We start from the raw sequence: 18,801 nt of genomic DNA, 5'->3' as shown, positions 1-18,801 counted from the left end.
CCCTGATGGGGACATCCACAATGCGGATAATCACAATGGTGATAACTGAGATCGCCGTGCATGATGGCTGCCAGCATTCGGAGACCACCATCATGAAAAAACCGTTTTATAAGATCCTGTATGTCCAGGTACTGTTCGCGATCTTCGTGGGCGTGCTGCTGGGTATCTACCTGCCGTCGGACGCCGTCGCGATGAAACCGCTGGGCGATGGCTTCATCAAGCTGATCAAGATGATCATCGCGCCGGTGATCTTCTGTACCGTCGTTTCCGGCATCGCCGGCATGCAGGACGTGAAGAAGATCGGCCGCGTCGGCGGCAAGGCCCTGCTGTACTTCGAGGTCGTCTCGACGTTCGCGCTGGTGATCGGCCTGTTCGTCGCCAACATCCTCAAGCCCGGCGCCGGCTTCAACGCCGACCCCGCCACGTTGGATACCAAGGCGATCGCCCAATACACCGAAAAGGCGTCGCACCAGTCCACCGTGGACTTCGTGATGAACATCATCCCGAACACGGTGGTGGACGCGTTCGCGAAAGGCGACATCCTGCAGGTACTGCTGATCTCCGTGCTGTTCGGCTTCGCGCTGTCGCTCCTCGGTGAGCGCGGCAAGCCGGTGGCGCATCTGATCGACCAGGCCGGCGCCGCGATCTTCGGCATGGTCAACATCATCATGAAGGCCGCCCCGATCGGCGCATTCGGCGCGATGGCCTTCACGATCGGCAAATACGGCATCGCCTCGCTGCTGCCGCTGGCCAAGCTGATGGGTTCGTTCTACCTGACCTGCTTCCTGTTCGTGTTCATCGTGCTCGGTTCGATCGCGAAGTTCACCGGCTTCTCGATCGTGCGCTTCATCGCCTACATCAAGGAAGAACTGCTGATCGTGCTGGGCACCAGCTCGTCGGAAAGCGCGCTGCCGTCGCTGATGACGAAGCTGCAGAAGCTGGGCGCCTCCAAGCCCGTCGTCGGCCTCGTCGTGCCGACCGGCTACTCGTTCAACCTGGACGGCACCAACATCTACATGACGATGGCGGCGCTGTTCGTGGCCCAGGCGACCAACACCGACCTGACGCTGATGCAGGAACTGACGATCCTCGGCGTGGCGATGCTGACGTCGAAGGGTGCCTCCGGCATCACCGGCGCCGGCTTCATCACGCTGGCCGCCACACTGGCCGTCGTGCCGACGATTCCGGTGGCCGGCATGGCGCTAATCCTCGGCATCGACCGCTTCATGAGCGAATGCCGCGCGCTGACGAACTTCGTCGGCAACGGCGTCGCGGCGATCGTCGTGTCGAAGTGGGAAGGCGAGCTCGATACGGCAACGCTGACCCGCGAGCTGGCCAACCCGTCGCTCGCTGACGAAGCGGTCGTCGCGGACGCCGCACCGGCCCCGATCCTGAGGGCCGTGGGCAAGTAAGCCCCCGCAAGTAAGCCCGCGGAAGTAAGCCCTCTCTTCCGGCAAGCAAACGGCCCCGCCAGTGCGGGGCCGTTTGCGTTTACCATCGTGACAAATGGTGAGTCTTTTGCCGCCATCGTACTGCTATCCTACGGCCCCCGTTCGTCACACCGCCACCGATGTTCGCACCGCCTGTCCTCGAGGTTCCTCCCACCGCCATCGCCTGGCTGTGGCGCGATGCGCCGGTGCCCGCCTGGTCGCAGACCGTGGCCGTGGTGGACCGGCACATCTGGCTGGCCGGCGACAAGGTGCTAGTGCGCCCCGGCGCGCAACCGCGCCGCCTACCGGTGCGAACCGCCGTCGTGCCGGTCGTGCATGTGGAGATCGATCCGATCCGCCCGCCGCGCACGCTGCAGCATGCGCAAGCCGTCGTGCTGGCTGCGATGCGGTCGGCCGCGCGCGCGTCCACGTCCGGCTGGGTGCAGCTCGACCTGGAAGCGCGGCCGTCGCACCGCGCCGACTACCGCATGCTCGTGCAGCAGGTGCGGACCGCGCTGCCGGCCGGGATCAAGCTGAGCGTGACGGCGCTCGCCTGGTGGTGCCGCTCGCCGAACTGGCTGGACGACCTGCCGGTGGATGAAGTGGTGCCGATGTTCTTCCGCATGGGGCGCGACAACGTGGCGCTGCGCGGCATCGTGGCCGACCAGCCGCAACTGCTGCACCCCGCCTGCCGCGCCACCGCCGCCGGCTTCTCGCGGCAGGAACCCTATACGCAAGACGTGACACGGCGCTACCGGCGCACCTATTGGTTCGATGAGAAAGGATGGCAACAGAAGTGATGAGGAAACTGCTTGCGGCCATGCTGTGCGCCGCCGCCGCCCAGGCGCTGGCCAGCGGCGATTATGGCCCCAGTTATACGCTGTTCAAGGCGTACCGCGCACCGGACATCGCGCTGCCCCGCTTCCAGGCGGGCGAGCTGGGCGTGATCCAGCCGGGCATGCGCCGCGTGTACCTGTACTCGGCGTGGCGCGCGATGATGCTGGGCCCGAAAGCGGCACGGTCGCCCGGCATGGAAGGTGGCCTGGCGCGCGCCGACGGCAGCGCGTTCGGCTACGGCTGGTCGGAGCCGGACGAAACCGGCGCTGCGCCGCTGATCAGCCGCCTGGCGAAAGCGCTGCGCAGCGATGGCGACGACCCCGAAGTGCGCAAGATCGCCGCCTGCCCCGCCACCGCCATCACGCATGCGGTGCATACGCTCGACGCAGCGGCGGCCCGGCCGGATGCGACGCCGGCCCGGCTCGATGCATGGATCATCGCGCAGCAGCAGGTCGGTGCGGCATGCCAGGAAACGCAGGACGCGCGCTACCGCTTCGGCGACGCCAAGCCGGCGCAGTTGACGATGCCTCCCGCGCTGCCCGACAGCGAACCGGCCTACTGGCGCCAGGTGCGCGAGTACCAGCGCGCCGCATGGTACTTCCATGCGCAACGTTATGCGGAGAGCGCCGCGCTGTTCGAGCGCATCGGCGCCACGCGCGGCCATCCGATGCAGGCGCTGGGCCGCTATCTGGCGCTGCGCGCGGACATCCGGCGTGCCGTCGCCGCGGCCAAGGATACGGACGAAGCGCGGCGCGAGCAGCAGGCCAGTGAGCTCGAGGCGCGCGGCGCCCGAATCCTTGGCGACGCCGCGTTGACGCCGCTGCACGAGGCCACTCGCGCCCTGCTGCGCGCGATGCGCTTCGGCCTGACGCCGGACAGCCGCCTGGCCGAGTTGAGCCGCCACCTGGACAGTCCAAGGGCCGATCCATTTATCGAGGACCGGCTGGGCGATTGGGCCTTGCTGATGGACGGCCACCATCCCGCCACACTGCGCGGCAAGCACGATTTCGTCGACTGGATCGAAACGGTACGCGAGTGCGCCGGCAAGGACGACTGCGCAGCGCCGGGAGCCCATGCACTGGAGCGCTGGCGCAAGACGGCGGCCCGGCCATGGCTGGTCGCGACGCTGATGCTGAGCCAGGCCATCCCGGCCGACGTGGAGCGCGCGGCGCTGGCGATCGGCCCGGACTATCCGGCCTGGGTGACGGCGCGCTATCAGCTGGCCCGTCTGGCGCGCCTGGCCGGCCGGGCCGACGCGACGCGCACGCTCGCGGACGAGGCGCTGCGGCGAGCGCTGTCTCCCGCCACCCGCAACCTGTTCCGCGAAGAGCGCTTCGCCGCGGCCACCTCCGTGCGCGACGCCGGCCGCTTCCTGCTGCGCACCAATATCGACTACGGCGAACGCGGGGTAGTGCAGGAAGATGCGCTCAACGACGACGGCCTGCGCTGGCTGAACGACCGGCTGGCCGTGGCCGACCTGATCGAGCTGGCCGGCGACACGGCGCTGCCGGTGGACCTGCGCGCGCGGGTCGCCGGCGCGGCGTGGATGCGCGCCGCGTTGCTGGGCAATGCCGGCGACGGCAAGCGCGCGGCCACGCTGCTGGCCGAACTCGTGCCGGCCATGGCGCCTGGCCTGGCGCGCTACCAGCGCGCGCCTTCGAGCGACGAGGCGCGCCATGCGATGCTGGTCGAGTCGATGCGCTTCGGGCTCGCCGCGCAGCTGACGATGTACGCCGGCCCCGTCAAGGCCATGGCGCCGGACGACGTGACGGCATCCGGCTGGTGCTCGTTCCGGCCGGCACCCGACGGTGCGCGGGCGTTCGCCTGGCGGCTGCCGGCGCCCCCATCGGCCGGCGACAGCGCGGCGCGGCAGCGGGAGCAAGGTGGCTTGCAGGCGCTGAAGACGGCGACCGGCACCGTGGGCGACGACGTGCTGGAGTGGGTGGCGCGGCAGCCGGCCGATCCGGAGCTGCCCTGGCTGCTGCACGTGGTGGTCGCGTCCACCCGCGGCGGCTGCCTGGACGGCGATGCGAAGCAGCTGTCGAAAAAGGCGCATGGTGTGCTGCACAAGCGCTGGCCGGGCAACGAGTGGGCCAGGAAGACGCCCTACTTCTACTAGGCGCTGTCACCCGAACGTGTTGGTGAGGCTGCTTGCGACCTTTCCTTTCGCTCCCCTTTTGGATTGATGATTGAAAGGCTGCCGCCACCGTTCGGCGGTTCCCCGATCATCGCGCGTTCCGATGCCGTGGTGTGCGCTGGCTCAATGACTTGCTGCCGTGGTGGTGCGCAGGCCCAGCGCCGACTTGAGCAGCCCTGCCGGCGTCGTGATCCTGCCGCCGTCCAGCGCATGGCGCCAGCCCAGGTAGTTCGGCAGGTAGCGACTGGCCACGCCGAGGAAAGTGCGCAGCCAGGTCTTGAAGCGGCTGTGGTAGTTGTTCACGTTCTGCAGGTGGTACGGGCCGCGAGAGCGGATGCCGGCCGCGAGGTTCAGCGGCACGTGGGCAAACGGATACGCGGCGATGAAGGTGCGATAGGCCTTCGCGCCATCGGTTACCAGCACGACGTCCTCATCCAGCGCCGCCGGCAGGCCCCACGACAACTGCTTGCTGGTGACGGGGCCACGCCCCGTCCACCAGTCGCGCGTTTGTCCGCCGCGATCGCGCAAGACAAGGATGCAGTCGTGCTCCTTCGTGATGCCGCGGCTGTGCGCCACGCCGCCACGTCTTCTGGCCGGCCGGTTCAGGCAGCGCGAGCCCTTCTGCGATTCAAGCAGGTACGTCTCATCGGCCTCTACGATGCCCTTCAACGGAATCGGCCGGTCATGCACCACGCGAACCAGGAAGCGGTGGCGCCAGCGAAAACTCGTGTTGCGATGGATGCCGACTTTTGTTGCCGATGCCCGTACCGTGCGCGTATCGAGCATGCATTGCAGGTAGGGCAGCCAGCGGTCGCGCCGGCGCAGGTGAAGCAACGGCGTGTTGGTCAGCGCCGAGAACGTGTGGGTGCAGCGGAGGCAGCGATAGCGTTGCAGGCCGGACGTGTAGCCGTGCCGGTGAAAGCGCGCGTGGCCGCAGTGCGGGCACTTCCTGCGCAGCCTTCCGAAGGCCTCGATGATGTCCAGGCACTGCCAGCGCGCCGCATGGGCCGCAACCTCGTCCTGCGTGCGGCCGACCTGCTGGCGCGTGAGCTTTTCTAGCTGCAGCCGCAACCGTCCCAGAAACCGCTCGAACTTGCCCTTGTCCATTGCCGCCTCCGTATCGCTGCCATCGATACTGCTGAGACAACGCGACAGGAGAAAAGTTCAGTTCGTTCCAACACGGCCGGGGCACAGCGCCTTCTACTAAAAAAAAAGCCTGCCGGGCAGCACCCGGCAGGCTTTTTTTCTTCGCGCGAACGCGGCGTTACAGCGCCGAGAAATCCAGCTCCACGCCCGTCGCGGCGGCGATCTGCTCCCGCGTCACTTCCGGCGCCAGCTCGGTCACCTTCAAGCCCTTGTCCGTCACTTCCATCACGCCCAGGTCGGTGATGATCAGGTCGACGACGCCGACACCCGTCAGCGGCAGGTTGCACTCCTTGAGGATCTTGTGCGACGTCGTGCCGTCCTTGGCGGTGGCCACGTGCTCCATCAGCACGACGACCTTCTTCACGCCGGCCACCAGGTCCATCGCGCCGCCCATGCCCTTGACCATCTTCCCGGGGATCATCCAGTTCGCCAGGTCGCCCTGCTCCGACACCTGCATCGCGCCCAGGATCGCCAGGTTGATCTTGCCGCCGCGGATCATGCCGAACGAGTCGGCCGAGCTGAAGTAGGCCGAGCCGGGCAGCGCCGTCACCGTCTGCTTGCCGGCGTTGATCAGGTCCGCGTCGACTTCTTCCTCGGTAGGGAACGGGCCAATGCCGAGCAGGCCGTTTTCCGACTGCAGGAACACCTCGATATCGGACGGCACATAGTTCGCCACCAATGTCGGCAGGCCGATGCCCAGGTTCACATAGAAGCCGTCCTGCAGCTCCTTGGCCGCGCGCGCGGCCATTTGATCACGAGTCCATGCCATGTTCTTCTCCTCAGGCGGCGCGCACGGTGCGCTGTTCGATACGTTTTTCCGGATGCGGGTTGTGCACGATGCGGTGCACGAAGATGCCGGGGGTGTGCACGGCGTCCGGATCGATCTCGCCCACTTCGAGCAGCTCCTCCACTTCGACGACCGTGATCTTGCCCGCGGCGGCCACGTTCGGGTTGAAGTTGCGCGCCGTCTTGCGGTAGATGAGGTTGCCCGCCTTGTCGGCCTTCCACGCCTTCACCAGCGCGACGTCGGCGACGAGGCTGCGCTCCATCACGTAGCGTTCGCCGTCGAATTCGCGGATCTCCTTGCCGTCGGCAACGATCGTGCCCACGCCAGTCTTCGTGAAGAACGCGGGGATGCCGGCACCGCCGGCGCGCAGCTTCTCGGCCAGCGTGCCTTGCGGCGTGAATTCCAGTTCCAGTTCGCCGGCCAGGTACTGGCGCGCGAACTCCTTGTTCTCGCCTACGTAGGAGGCGATCATCTTCCTGATCTGGCGCGTTTCCAGCAGCTGGCCGAGGCCGAAGCCGTCCACGCCGGCGTTGTTGGAGATGGCCGTCAGCCCCTTCACGCCCGAATCGCGCAGCGCGAGGATCAGCGCCTCGGGAATGCCGCACAGGCCGAAACCGCCGACGGCGATCGTCTGGCCGTCCTGCACGATGCCGGCCAGGGCGGACTGGGCGTCCGGATAAACTTTGTTCATTGTGCCCCCTTCCTTTTTTGATAAGCTAGGCGGTATGGTATCCCCCTTCGAGGGGTACCAGAATAGGTGACGGGCACGGAAAGTACAATACCGTAGAAATACCTGTCATACATAAGAGGGATAAAGAAGAAAGTTCGAGACAAGCTGCTGATGAATGCCCCGTACGAAATCGATTATGAAACCATCTTCCGGTTCGCGCCGGTGGGAATGTGCATCTCCGTCAACCGCGTGATCCAGTCGTCCAACGACGCGCTGACGCAGATGTTCGGCTACCGCCACGGCGCGCTGGACGGCGAGTCGTTCGCCGTGCTGTACCCGACGATGGATGAATTCCTGCGCACGGGCCACCGCATCATCCCGATCATGAACGCGCGCGGCCGCTACTCGGACGAGCGCATCATGCGCCGCGCCAGCGGCGAGCTGTTCTGGTGCCACGTGACGGGCCGCGCGCTCGACCCGCAGGACCCGCTGGGTCCCGGCGTGTGGACGTTCGAGGACGTGTCCGAGAAGCGGCCCGTGTCGGCCGAACTGACGCCGCGCGAACGGGAGATCGCCGCCTTCCTCGTCGAAGGCAAGACCAGCAAGATGATCGCCCGCGAGACGGACCTGTCGCCGCGCACGGTGGAAATGCATCGCGCCAAGCTGATGCGCAAGTTCGGTGCCGCGACATCGTCCGAGCTGGTGCACAAGCTGGTCGGCATGACCCGCTAGCGCACCGTTTCCCGGAAAGTGGGGACGGCCCCATTTTCCAAGTCCTTGATTCCTCAGTCCCGCAGCTTCGCGATCGCCTTGATCTCGAACTGGAATCCATACAACCACGTGACGCCGACGGCCGTCACCGTGGGATGCGGCGGGCCGCCCCAGAACTCCTGGGCCACGGCCCAGATGCGCTCGAAGCGCTGTTCCGGGTCGACGATGAAGACGGTCACATCCACCACGTCGTCGAACGAACAGCCCGCTGCCGCCAGGATCGCGTTCAGGTTCGCGAACGCGCGCCGCACCTGGGCGTCCAGCTCCGGCTCGGGCGAGCCGTCCTCGCGGCTACCCACCTGGCCGGACACGAACAGCAAGCCATTCGCGCGCACGGCCGGCGAATAACGGTTCTTTTCATACAGGGCCTGCCGGCCCGGCGGGAACACTACGTCTCGTACAGTCATCGCTCACTCCTTTGGTTGAAGTGCACAGCGTAGCGCCTCCTTTGGCATCGATAAATGAGCAAGTGACGCCAAGACTGTTTGTATAATCCAATCAATAAGGAGGAGAAATGGATCGGTTCGATGCGATGCAGGCGTTCGTCCGCGTTGTCGAGGCAGGCAGCTTCACGAAGGCCGCGCACACGCTGCACATGAGCCGGGCGACGGTGACGCAGCTGGTGCAGCAACTGGAAGCGCGGCTGCGCGTGAAGCTGCTCAACCGCACGACGCGGCAAGTGAACGTGACGGCCGATGGCGCCGCCTATTACGAACGGGTGGTGCGCCTGCTGGCCGAACTGGACGACGTGGAAACGGGCTTGCCGGGTGCGGCCGCCGCGCCGCAAGGCGTGTTGCGGGTCGATGTGCCGAGCCCGCTGGCGACGACGATCCTGATCCCGGCCCTGCCCGGCTTTTACGAGCGCTACCCGGACATCGTGCTCGACCTGGGCGCCAGCGACCGCAAGGTGGACCTGATCAGCGACAACGTCGATTGCGTCATCCGCGGCGGCCAGCTGGCCGACCAATCATTGGTGGCGCGGCACCTGGGCGACCTGCAACTGGGCGTGTATGCGGCCCCCGCCTATCTCGCGCGCGTTGGCATGCCGGCCCATCCTCGGGAACTGGGCGACGGCAGCCACCGCATCGTCGCATACCGCTGGTCGGCGGGCGCCGATGGTTTTCCGTATGCGATGCACCGTGCCGGCGAGCGCCAGCCCGTGCAGGGCCGCCATCTGCTGCGCATCGACGACGGCAACGCCTATCTGGCGGCGGGCGTCGCCGGCCTGGGGGTGCTGTGGCTGCCCCAGTACATGGCGCGTGCCCACGTGACCGCGGGCGCGCTCGTGCCGCTGTTCGAGGACTGGCACGTCGACCCGATGCCGCTGTACCTGGCCTACCGGCCCACGCCCTACGTCAGCAAGACGCTGCGCGCGTTCATCGACTGGGTCGTCGAACTGGTGGCGGCGCGCGGCGCTATTGCGCCGTCATCCCATCGTCCGCCGCGATCACCGCGCCGTTGATGAAGTGGGCGTCTTCGCCGGCCAGCAGGAGCAGCAGGCCGTCCAGGTCTTCCGGCTTGCCGGGCCGTTTGCGCGGCAGCATCTCGATCAGGCGCTGGCCCTGCTCGCTGGCGAAATAATCCTCGTTGATCTCGGTGGAGATGTAGCCGGGGCAGATCGCGTTCGTGTTGATGCCGTACTTGCCCCACTCCACCGCCATCGCCTTCGTCATCTGGATCACGCCGGCCTTGCTCATGCAATACACGCCGATCTGCGGCAGCACGCGCATGCCGGCCACCGACGCGATATTGATGATGCGGTGCTGCTTCTTCGGGTCGCCCTTGGCGCGGGCGATCATCCGCTTGGCCGCTTCCTGGGCCACGAAGAACGCGCCGCGCAGGTTGGTATCCATGATGAAGCTGTAGTCTTCCGGCGTGACGTCGATCAGCCGCTGCGTCGTCGACACGCCCGAGTTGTTGACGAGGATGTCGATCGGCCCCGCCTCCGTTTCCGCATGGGCAATCGCCGACTTGATGCTGGCGTAATCCGTGACGTCCAGCGCGACGACGTGCGCGGCGCCACCGTCGGCCTCGATCTCGGCGCGCAGCTCCTTCAGGCGTTCCACACGGCGCGATGCCAGCACGACCTGGGCGCCGGCCGCGGCCAGCACCTTCGCGAAGCGGGCCCCAAGGCCGCTTGAAGCGCCCGTCACGAGCGCGATCTTCCCTTCGAAATTGACTTCGTAACCCACGACTTGCTCCTTTTTGTCGGACGGCGCGGCGCCGTCAATATTGCACGCTATATTACACAATTGGCCAAATTAGACGGGAACATCTACTACAATGCCGTTGCATTTGCATGGAAAAAAGAGCACACTCGTGCTAATTTTCCTCACTCGACTATTCCTATAAAAATCCTATGACTAATCTCGTTGAACAGTACGGCCCACGCGAAGCGATGGAATACGACGTGGTGATCGTCGGCGGTGGTCCGGCCGGTTTGTCGGCTGCGATCCGCATCAAGCAGCTGGCCCAGGAGAAGGGCCAGGAGATTTCCGTGGTCGTGCTGGAAAAAGGCGGCGAGCTGGGCGCGCACATCCTGTCGGGCGCCGTGATGGACCCGCGCGCGATCACCGAGCTGATCCCGAATTGGCAGGAACTGGGCGCCCCGCTGAACACCCCCGTCACCGAAGACCGCGTGCTGTTCCTGACTGAAACGAAGGCGTACAAGGCGCCGAACTTCGCGCTGCCGAAGTGCTTTGAAAACCACGGCAATTACGTGATCTCGCTCGGCAACGTCGTGCGCTGGCTGGGCCAGCAGGCGGAAAGCCTAGGTGTCGAGATCTTCCCCGGCTTCCCCGCCGCCGAGATCCTGTACAACGACGATGGCTCCGTGAAAGGCGTCGCCACCGGCAATATGGGCGTCAAGCGCGATGGCGAGCCGGGCCCCGACTTCCAGCTGGGCATGGAACTGCACGGCAAGTACACGCTGTTCGCGGAAGGCTCGCGCGGCCACCTGGGCAAGCAGCTGATCGCCAAATACGACCTGAACAAGGGCAAGGACCCGCAGGCGTACGGCATCGGCATCAAGGAACTGTGGGAAATCGATCCCGCCAAGCACCAGCCGGGCCTCGTCGTCCACACGACGGGCTGGCCGCTGGATTGGGACACGTATGGCGGCTCGTTCCTGTACCACCTGGAGAACAACCAGGTCGTCGTCGGCTACGTGGTCGGCCTGAACTATGAAAACCCGTACCTGTCGCCGTACGACGAATTCCAGCGCTACAAGACGCACCCGGCGATCCGTGGCTTCTTCGAGGGCGGCAAGCGCATCTCGTACGGCGCACGGGCGATCACGGCGGGCGGCCTGCAATCGCTGCCGAAGCTGGTGTTCCCGGGCGGCGCGCTGATCGGCTGCGACGCCGGCTTCCTGAACATGAGCCGCATCAAGGGCAGCCACACGGCGATCAAGTCCGGCATGCTGGCCGCCGAAGCGCTGGTGGCCGCGCTGGGCGAAAGCCGCCAGCACGACGAACTGGCCGCCTACCCGACGGCGTTCGAGAATTCCTGGCTGTTCGAGGAGCTGCACGTGGCGCGCAACGTCAAACAGTACCTGAACAAGGGCACGCTGTATGGCTCCGTGATGACGGCGATCGACCAGATCATCTTCCGCGGCAAGGCGCCGTGGACCCTGCACCACAGCCATGCGGACCATGAATGCCTGAAGCCGGCCGCGAACTTCAAGCCGATCGTCTATCCCAAGCCGGACGGCAAGCTGACGTTCGACAAGCTGTCCTCCGTGTTCATCTCGAACACGAATCATGCGGAGGACCAGCCGATCCACCTGACGCTGAAGAATCCTTCCGTGCCGGTGGACGTGAACCTGGTCAAGTACGCGGGACCGGAACAGCGCTACTGCCCGGCGGGCGTGTACGAGTTCGTCAAGACGGACGAAGGCACCGACCGCCTGCAGATCAACGCCCAGAACTGCGTGCACTGCAAGACCTGCGACATCAAGGACCCGACCCAGAACATCGTCTGGGTCACGCCGGAAGGCGGCGGCGGACCGAACTATCCGAACATGTGATTTTGCCAACAGCGCATGCCAACAACGCCGGGTCCGCCCGGCGTTGTTGTTTTTGCTTCGGAAAAAAAATCGAAAAAAATCCTCAAAAATTTCCATGCGGCACTTAATGTCCTGTTCGGGGCGGTCGTCTTGTACTCATGAGAGCGCAGAAAAGCTGCTCTGAATCGAACCAACCAACTGGAGTAACGAAAATGCTGAGCCTTCACACCAATAACGCTGCACTGTCCGCACAGAACTCGATCTCGCGTACCCAATCGAGCCTGTCGACCTCGATGACCCGTCTGTCGACCGGTTACCGCATCAACTCCGCAATGGACGACGCAGCTGGCCTGCAGATCGCTACCCGTCTGAAAACCCAGACCAGCGGCATGGGCGTTGCAATGCGCAACACGCAGAACTCGATCTCGATGCTGCAGACCGCCGAAGGCGCGCTGGACGAGACGACGAACATCCTGAACCGCATGAAAGACCTGGCAACCCAGGCAGCCGACGGTTCCTCGACCGGCGTCGACCAGCAGGCAATGCAGGCTGAATTCGACTCGCTGTCGAACGAACTGGGCAACATCATGTCCAACACCAAGTTCGGTGGCACCGCCCTGCTGAACTCGGACGCTGCCAAAGGCAAGCTGTCCACCGCAGTCACGTTCCAGATCGGTTCGGACATGGACGAGAAGATGAATGCTGACTTCACCGTCGAACTGGGCAAAGTGCACAGCGACATCCTGCTGGCCGCCAAGCAGTACGACGGTGGCACCGGTGCAGCCGCTGCCGCTGCCGGTACCGAAATCTCCGACAACGCCGCCACCCCGAACTCGGTGACGGGTGCAAACAACGCGAACGCAACGATCAAGACGCTGGCAACCGCGATCGACTCCGTTGCCGCCCTGCGTTCGAAGATCGGTGCAGTGTCGAACCGCCTGGACCACGTCTACAACAACTTGTCGAACATCTCGACGAACACGAAGAACGCAACCGGCCGCATCATGGACGTCGACTTCGCTTCGGAATCGGCTTCGATGACGTCGAACCAGATGCTGCTGCAAGCCGGCACCGCGATGCTGAAGCAGTCCAACAGCCAGTCGTCGCTGGTCCTGTCCCTGCTGCAGTAATTCGCCTGAACCGCCGGCCGCCGCGGCCGGCTCAGCCAAGAAAGCCAACCGATCGGTTGGCTTTCGTATTTCTGGCGCCGAAACCGCTTGCCGTGGTAACTTGGCATTTTCCGCCGTGGGAGCCGCCGATGATCCGCACGATCGTGGCCGCGTGGGTGCTGGCGGCGTCAATGCCCGCCTCCGCCTGCCTGTTCTACAGCAATTACCATCCGTTCAAGGCAACCGTGCCATCCGGCTACGACTGGGATGCCGCGCCGCCGGCCCGCACCCTGCCGGCGCCGCGCGTCACCGTCGAGCAGATCGTGCGCGTCCCCGCGGAACCCGCCGATTACTACACGCGCATCAGCCGTTGCATGGCCGGTACCGCCAGGCTGAGGGTAGAATGGCCCGTCGCGGATGCGCCGCCGTTGCGGGAGGTCGGCTTTGGTTTCGTGGTGCCGAAGAATGGCCCGATCGCGGACGAAGGCGGGCCGCAGGCCGCCACCGTGGAGGATGGCGCGATGACATTCGATTTGTTCCTGTTCGAGGGTCCGCAGTCGGCCGCCATCGACATGGATATCGAGATCGAAGTCTACGCCGTGGACGCGGGCGGCGGACGTGGTCCCGGCACGCGGGTGAGGCTGAAGGCGCCGCCGGCGGAGGCAAGGAAGGAGGAGTAAAGGTTGGCGCGTGACGCCGGTAATCGCCGCGTCAAATCGAAGCCTGGGCCGTAACCCGGGCGCGAAGCGGTGCTTTCCGACGCCGGTAATCGCCGCGTCAAATCGGATGGTGTCCCCAGGCCCAGGCTTGCAAGCCTGGGCCGTAACCCGGGCGCGAGGCGGTGCGTCGCGACCCCCTTGGGTTACCCTACGGTACCAATAATCGAAACCTCGCGGTTCTCCGGCACCTCGTTATACGACAGCACGTGCAGTCCCGGTGCGAACAGCCGCGCGTAACGGGCCAGCAGCGGGCGGATCTGCGGCAGCACCAGCAGCAGCGGCGGCGTGGCCTGCTGCTTCATCTGTTCGCGCGCCACCGGCATGTTCACCTGCAGCTGCGCCAGCAGGTGCGGGTCGATCGGGTAATTGTCCAGCACCACCTTGCCGGACTGGCGGGCCTGGTTCAGGGAACCCAGCAGCATGTTTTCCAGCTCGCCGCCCAGGTTAAACGCCAGCATTTCCTTCTTCTGGCCGAACAGGCCCGCGACGATCTGGCGGCGCAGCGCGCAGCGCACTTCGGCGGCTAGCAGGATCGGGTCCTTCGTCGTTTCCGCGCTGTCGACCAGCGTGGTGGCGATCGGCACGATGTCCTTCAACGACACGTTCTCGGCCAGCAGCACGCGGAACACGCGCAGGAGCTGGGTGTGCGTCAGCGCCTTGTCCAGCGCCCCGCCCAGCTTCGGCGCCAGCGCCGTCAGGCGCTCCATCAGCGCGCCCACGTCGTCATGGCGGAACAGTTCCGGCAGGTATTCGCGGATCAGTTTCGACAGGTGCGTGGCGATCGCGGACGGTGCCTCGACGACCTGGTAGCCCAAGCCCAGTGCCTGCGCCTTTTCGCCAGGTTCGATCCACACGACCGGCATGCCATAGGCCGGCTCGACGCCGGGAATGCCGTCGATCTGGCCGTACAGGTTCGGCGACGGGATCGCCATCAGCCGATCCGGGAACACCTCGGCCTGGGCGATCACCGCGCCGCCCAGCACGACGGAATATTGCGACGGCTTCAGCCCCAGGTCGTCGCGTACGCCGATCGGCGGCAGCACCATACCCATCGCTTCGGACACGCTTTGCCGCACACCGCGGATGCGCTTCGTCAGCACCTCGCCGTTCGCCTTGTCGATCAGGCCGACGAGCTTGTAGCCCAGCAGCACCTGCATCGGGTGCACGACGGGCAGGCTTTGCCACTCCAGCTCCGGCGCCTTGTCCTCGCGCAGCACGGCTTCGATGGCTTCGATCTGCCTGGTGTCCGGCAGCGCCACGCCCCGTTGCTGCATGCGCCAGCCGACATAACCGAGCGCGCCCGCGAACGACAGGAACGGCAGCCACGGCATGCCCGGCACGAGACCGAGGATCACCATCAGGCCGGCGGCGGAGAACAGCACGTTCGGGTTGGCCAGCAGCTGGCTGCCCACCTGCGCTTCGAAGTCGCCGGCGTCCGAGACGCGGGTGACGATGATCGCGGCGGCGGCCGACAGCAGCAGCGCCGGGATCTGTGCCACCAGGCCGTCGCCGATCGTCAGCAGCGCGTACTGGCGGAACGCGTCGCCGAAGCTCATGTCCTGCATCAGCGAACCGATCGCGACACCGCCGACGATGTTGATGATCAGGACCAGGATCGACGCGACCGCGTCGCCGCGCACGAACTTCGAGGCGCCGTCCATCGCGCCGTAGAAGTCCGCTTCCATCGCCACTTCCTTGCGGCGCACCTGGGCTTTTTCCTGGTTGATCAGGCCCGCGTTCAGGTCGGCGTCGATCGCCATCTGCTTGCCCGGCAGCGCGTCCAGCGTGAAGCGCGCCGACACTTCCGAGATCCGCTCCGCGCCCTTCGTCACCACCGCGAAGTTAATGATCATCAGGATCACGAACACGACGAGGCCGACGACGAAATTGCCGCCGATGACGACGTTACCGAACGATTCGATCACCCGGCCGGCCGCATGCGTGCCCTCGTGGCCGTGCAGCAGCACGACGCGGGTGGATGCCACGTTCAGCGTCAACCGCAGCATCGTCGTGGCGAGGATCACCGTCGGGAACACGGAGAAGTCCAGCGGGCGCTTGGCCTGCACCGACACGAGGATCACGATCAGCGCGAGCACGATGTTGAACGTGAACAGCACGTCCAAGAGGATCGGCGGCAGCGGCAGGATGATCATCGCGAGGATGGACATCACGAACAGCGGCGTGGCGAACTTGTGGCGGCGCAGTTCGGCCACCAGGGAGTTCAGGAAATTCATGACGGTGAAACCTCACTCATGGATGTTGGTACGACAATCTGATCGGGGAACGCCGGGCGCGCGGTGCGTCCGCCGGCGCGGAACGCCTTCATTTGCAGCACGTAGTGCAGCACCTGCGACACGGCCTGGTACAGCGGCACGGGGATCTGCTGGTTGACCTGGCTCGTATTGTAGATGGCACGCGCCAGCGGTGCCAGGCGCAGCACTTCCACGCTGTGCTCCTCGGCGATGCGGCGGATGTACAGCGCCATCTCGTCGACGCCCTTGGCCACGACGAACGGCGCCTCGGCGCGCTTCTCGTCGTACTTCAGCGCCACCGCATAGTGCTCGGGGTTGACGACGACGACGTCGGCCGACGGCACCGTCTTGCGGGCGGCGCGCTGCGCCATCGCCCGCTGCAGCTGGCGGATGCGGCCCTTCACTTCGGGCCGCCCTTCCTGGCTCTTGTGCTCTTCCTTCAGGTCCTGCTTGCTCATGCGCTGGTTTCGCGCATAGAAGAATGCCTGCGCCGGCACATCGATCACGGCGAACAGCACGAAGATCGCCACCAGCGCCATCACGCCGTCCAGCATCAGGCTCGCGCCGTTGGCCATCGCCTGCGACAGCGGCATCGACTGCAGCCGCGTGTAGTCGGTGATCGTCGAGCGGGCCATGTGCACCAGCACCGCGATCAGGATCGATGCCTTGGCGATCGATATGCCCAGCTCGAAACCGTGCTTGCCGGAGAACAGCCGGCCGAGGTTGGCCACGGGGCTCATCTTCGAGAACTTCGGCATGAAGTTCTTCGAGCTGAACACCCAGCCGCCCGGCACCATCGAGCCGAGCACGATGAAGAACGGCACGACGAACAGCGGCGCCACCATCTTCACCAGCAGCATCGTGGCTTCGTAGAACACGTCCGACATCGCGTTCATCAGGGCGCCGGTCGAGTCCAGCGGCACGAAGCTGGCCGAGAAGATCGCGCGGAACTGGACGAGGTAATCGGGCAGCAGGAACACGAACAGCTTCAGGCTGACGAGGATGCCGATCGCGGTGGCGAGATCGCGCGAGCGCGAGACCTGGCCTTCCTCGCGCGCCTTCCTCAGCTTCTGCTGTGAGGCCTTTTCGGTTTTATCGCCGGTGCCCGTATCAGCCATGGCCTGTCGCCTGCATTTGTTGACGGATCATTTCCAGCACCTGCCCCGTCATCCGCGAATAATGGTCGGGAATGAACCGCACCAGCTGCCCCAGCATCAGGAGGCCGAACAGCGTGATGACGGAAAAGCCCAGCGAGAACAGGTTCAGCGCCGGCGCCACGCGGTTCAGGAAGCCGAAGCCGATCTGCACGACGACCGTCGAGAACACGACGGGGATCGCCAGCAGCAGCGCCGCCGAGAAGATCCACGCCACGTTCCACGCGATCGTCTGCAGCAGCATCGCGCCCAGGCCCGAGCCGGGCGGCCACGCCTTGAAGCTGGCGCCGATCACGTTGGTGATCACGAGGTGGCCGTCGATGGCGAAGAAGATGATGATGGACAGCATGGTGAGCAAACCCGAGACGACGTCGGACGACGTGCCGTTCAGCGGGTCGTTCATCACCGCCATCGAAAAGCCCATCTGCGACGACACGATGTAGCCCAGCACGCCGATGACGGACATCGCGAAGTGGAACGCGAGGCCCAGCGCGAAGCCGAGAATCGCCTCGCCCGCCGTGGCCACCACCATCGCCAGCGTGAACGGGTCCTCGATCACCTGCACCTTGCCCGTCACGGGCAGCATCAGCACGGCCAGCGTCACGGAGGCAAGCACGCGGATCGTCACCGGCACCATCGCCTCGCCCAGCACCGGCGCGGCCGACAGCAGCGCCATCGCGCGCACGAAGGGCCACCACAGCGCATTGAGCAGCGGGAGAAGATTGGCCAGTACCTGTTCCATGTACGGCGGTCAGCCGACCAGCGTGGCGGCCCGGGTGAAGATCGAGACGCAGTAGTCCATCAGGTAGCCGGCCATCCAGCGCCCCGTGATCACGATCGCCAGCAAGGTCACGAGGAGGCGCGGCAGGAACGACAGCGTCTGCTCGTTGATCTGCGTGGCGGCCTGGAACAGCGCCACCACGAGGCCCGCGACGAGGCCCGGCACGACGAGCACCAGCACCAGGACCATCACGATGTGAAGCGCCTCGACGACGAGGTCGACGGCGACGTCGGGAGTCAGCATATCAAGTACTCCATGCGGCTAATACGCCTGGATGCTCGTGACGAGCGTGTTGACGGTCAGGGTCCAGCCGTCGACCAGCACGAACAGCAGCAGTTTGAACGGCAACGAGATCACGAGCGGCGACAGCATCATCATACCCATCGCCATCAGCACGGACGATACGACGAGGTCGATGATCAGGAACGGGATGAACAGCATGCAGCCGATCTGGAACGCCGTCTTCAGTTCGGACAGCACGAATGCCGCCAGCTTGACGGGAAAGCCGTGCTGCATCGGATTGGCGATCTTCTGCTCGCCGGCCAAGGTGGCCACCTGGCGCAGCGCCGCCTTGCTCGTCTGCGCCAGCATGAAGCGCGACACCGGCTGCTCGGCGATGCGCAGCGCATCCTGCAGGCCGATCCGGTTCTGGTCGTACGGAACGAACGCGTCGCGCCATACCTGGTCGCCGATCGGCTTCATCACGAGCAGCGTGAGGATCAGCGCGACGCCGGTGATGATACGGTTCGGCAAGCCCTGCTGCAGGCCCAGCGCCGAGCGCAGCAGCGACAGCACGATGACGAAACGGGTAAAGCTCGTCATCATCATGACCAGCACGGGCAGCAGGCCCAGCAGGGTCATGATGACAAGGATCTGCATCTTCACCGACAGGTCGGTCCGGGCGCCGGGCACGACGCCGGCCAGCAGGTCAGGGGTATTGGTCTGTTGCTGTGCGAACGCGGCCAGCGGTACGGCCAGCAGCATGGCCAGCACCAGCAGCGC

Annotated in this window: 18 protein-coding genes; 8 read left to right on the top strand and 10 right to left on the bottom strand. The window is 65.4% G+C overall.

The genetic code is table 11. From position 1 onward, the window contains the following. Positions 1-92: 92 nt before the first annotated feature. The 3 genes from IP92_RS06330 (at position 93) to IP92_RS06320 (ending at position 4,386) form a co-directional block, all read left to right on the top strand. Positions 93-1,412, top strand: a complete 1,320-nt coding sequence (locus tag IP92_RS06330; RefSeq protein WP_145873687.1) for a dicarboxylate/amino acid:cation symporter — start codon at positions 93-95, stop codon at positions 1,410-1,412. A gap of 158 nt (positions 1,413-1,570) precedes the next feature. Then, positions 1,571-2,230 carry a hypothetical protein gene (locus IP92_RS06325; protein WP_145873686.1) on the top strand — a complete coding sequence of 220 codons (660 nt, stop codon included), beginning with the start codon at positions 1,571-1,573 and terminating at the stop codon, positions 2,228-2,230. Beyond that, positions 2,230-4,386: a hypothetical protein gene (locus tag IP92_RS06320; protein WP_145873685.1), complete on the top strand. Its 2,157-nt coding sequence runs from the start codon at positions 2,230-2,232 to the stop codon at positions 4,384-4,386. The genes IP92_RS06325 and IP92_RS06320 overlap by 1 nt, the downstream gene beginning before the upstream one ends. A gap of 141 nt (positions 4,387-4,527) precedes the next feature. Here the strand turns inward: IP92_RS06320 and IP92_RS06315 are convergent, their stop codons facing one another. From IP92_RS06315 to IP92_RS06305, 3 genes are all read right to left on the bottom strand, one after another. Then, positions 4,528-5,511, bottom strand: coding sequence for an IS1595 family transposase (locus IP92_RS06315; protein WP_145873684.1), 984 nt, complete (start codon positions 5,509-5,511; stop codon positions 4,528-4,530). A 157-nt stretch (positions 5,512-5,668) separates the two neighbouring features. After that, positions 5,669-6,319, bottom strand: a complete 651-nt coding sequence (locus IP92_RS06310) for a CoA transferase subunit B (protein ID WP_145873683.1) — start codon at positions 6,317-6,319, stop codon at positions 5,669-5,671. 10 nt (positions 6,320-6,329) lie between these two features. Next, positions 6,330-7,028: a CoA transferase subunit A gene (locus IP92_RS06305; RefSeq protein WP_145873682.1), complete on the bottom strand. Its 699-nt coding sequence runs from the start codon at positions 7,026-7,028 to the stop codon at positions 6,330-6,332. A 150-nt stretch (positions 7,029-7,178) separates the two neighbouring features. Here IP92_RS06305 and IP92_RS06300 point away from each other — a divergent pair, with 150 nt between their 5' ends. Next, entirely contained in the window at positions 7,179-7,739 is a 561-nt protein-coding gene (locus tag IP92_RS06300) for a PAS and helix-turn-helix domain-containing protein (protein ID WP_145873681.1), read from the top strand. Positions 7,740-7,792: 53 nt separating this feature from the next. On the opposite strand, the gene IP92_RS06295 is transcribed toward IP92_RS06300, so the two are convergent. Beyond that, positions 7,793-8,185, bottom strand: coding sequence for a Rid family hydrolase (locus IP92_RS06295; protein WP_145873680.1), 393 nt, complete (start codon positions 8,183-8,185; stop codon positions 7,793-7,795). Between the two features lie 107 nt (positions 8,186-8,292). Between IP92_RS06295 and IP92_RS06290 the strand changes: the two genes are divergently transcribed. Continuing rightward, positions 8,293-9,240, top strand: a complete 948-nt coding sequence (locus IP92_RS06290; protein WP_145873679.1) for a LysR family transcriptional regulator — start codon at positions 8,293-8,295, stop codon at positions 9,238-9,240. Here the strand turns inward: IP92_RS06290 and IP92_RS06285 are convergent. Beyond that, a complete protein-coding gene (locus IP92_RS06285) occupies positions 9,194-9,970 on the bottom strand; it encodes an SDR family oxidoreductase (protein WP_145873678.1) in 777 nt (258 codons plus the stop codon). The two genes, IP92_RS06290 and IP92_RS06285, sit on opposite strands and share 47 nt — an antisense overlap. Positions 9,971-10,176: 206 nt before the next feature. Between IP92_RS06285 and IP92_RS06280 the strand changes: the two genes are divergently transcribed. From IP92_RS06280 to IP92_RS06270, 3 genes are all read left to right on the top strand, one after another. Further along, the gene (locus IP92_RS06280) at positions 10,177-11,805 is read left to right on the top strand and encodes an electron transfer flavoprotein-ubiquinone oxidoreductase (protein ID WP_145874057.1); all 1,629 of its coding nucleotides are present in this window, start codon (positions 10,177-10,179) and stop codon (positions 11,803-11,805) included. 191 nt (positions 11,806-11,996) lie between these two features. After that, entirely contained in the window at positions 11,997-12,914 is a 918-nt protein-coding gene (locus IP92_RS06275; protein ID WP_145873677.1) for a flagellin N-terminal helical domain-containing protein, read from the top strand. A 128-nt stretch (positions 12,915-13,042) separates the two neighbouring features. Further along, positions 13,043-13,573 (top strand): hypothetical protein, encoded by a 531-nt coding sequence (locus tag IP92_RS06270; protein ID WP_145873676.1) that lies wholly within the window; start codon positions 13,043-13,045, stop codon positions 13,571-13,573. Positions 13,574-13,755: 182 nt separating this feature from the next. On the opposite strand, the gene IP92_RS06265 is transcribed toward IP92_RS06270, so the two are convergent. Genes IP92_RS06265 through fliP form a run of 5 tightly spaced genes read right to left on the bottom strand, consistent with a single transcriptional unit; the run spans position 13,756 to position 18,783 of the window. Continuing rightward, positions 13,756-15,846, bottom strand: coding sequence for a flagellar biosynthesis protein FlhA (locus tag IP92_RS06265; protein ID WP_145873675.1), 2,091 nt, complete (start codon positions 15,844-15,846; stop codon positions 13,756-13,758). After that, the gene (gene flhB, locus IP92_RS06260) at positions 15,843-16,982 is read right to left on the bottom strand and encodes a flagellar type III secretion system protein FlhB (protein ID WP_145873674.1); all 1,140 of its coding nucleotides are present in this window, start codon (positions 16,980-16,982) and stop codon (positions 15,843-15,845) included. The genes IP92_RS06265 and flhB overlap by 4 nt, the downstream gene beginning before the upstream one ends. Continuing rightward, positions 16,975-17,760, bottom strand: coding sequence for a flagellar biosynthetic protein FliR (locus tag IP92_RS06255; RefSeq protein WP_145873673.1), 786 nt, complete (start codon positions 17,758-17,760; stop codon positions 16,975-16,977). The genes flhB and IP92_RS06255 overlap by 8 nt, the downstream gene beginning before the upstream one ends. Before the next feature lie 9 nt (positions 17,761-17,769). Further along, entirely contained in the window at positions 17,770-18,042 is a 273-nt protein-coding gene (fliQ, locus tag IP92_RS06250; RefSeq protein ID WP_145873672.1) for a flagellar biosynthesis protein FliQ, read from the bottom strand. 18 nt (positions 18,043-18,060) lie between these two features. After that, the gene (gene fliP, locus IP92_RS06245) at positions 18,061-18,783 is read right to left on the bottom strand and encodes a flagellar type III secretion system pore protein FliP (protein WP_145874056.1); all 723 of its coding nucleotides are present in this window, start codon (positions 18,781-18,783) and stop codon (positions 18,061-18,063) included. Positions 18,784-18,801: the final 18 nt, after the last annotated feature.

Source organism: Pseudoduganella flava (assembly GCF_007830495.1).
GTDB lineage: Bacteria > Pseudomonadota > Gammaproteobacteria > Burkholderiales > Burkholderiaceae_D > Rugamonas > Rugamonas flava.
The sequence above is the reverse complement of the archived record's forward strand: the minus strand, read 5'-3'. Positions and strand labels throughout refer to the sequence as shown.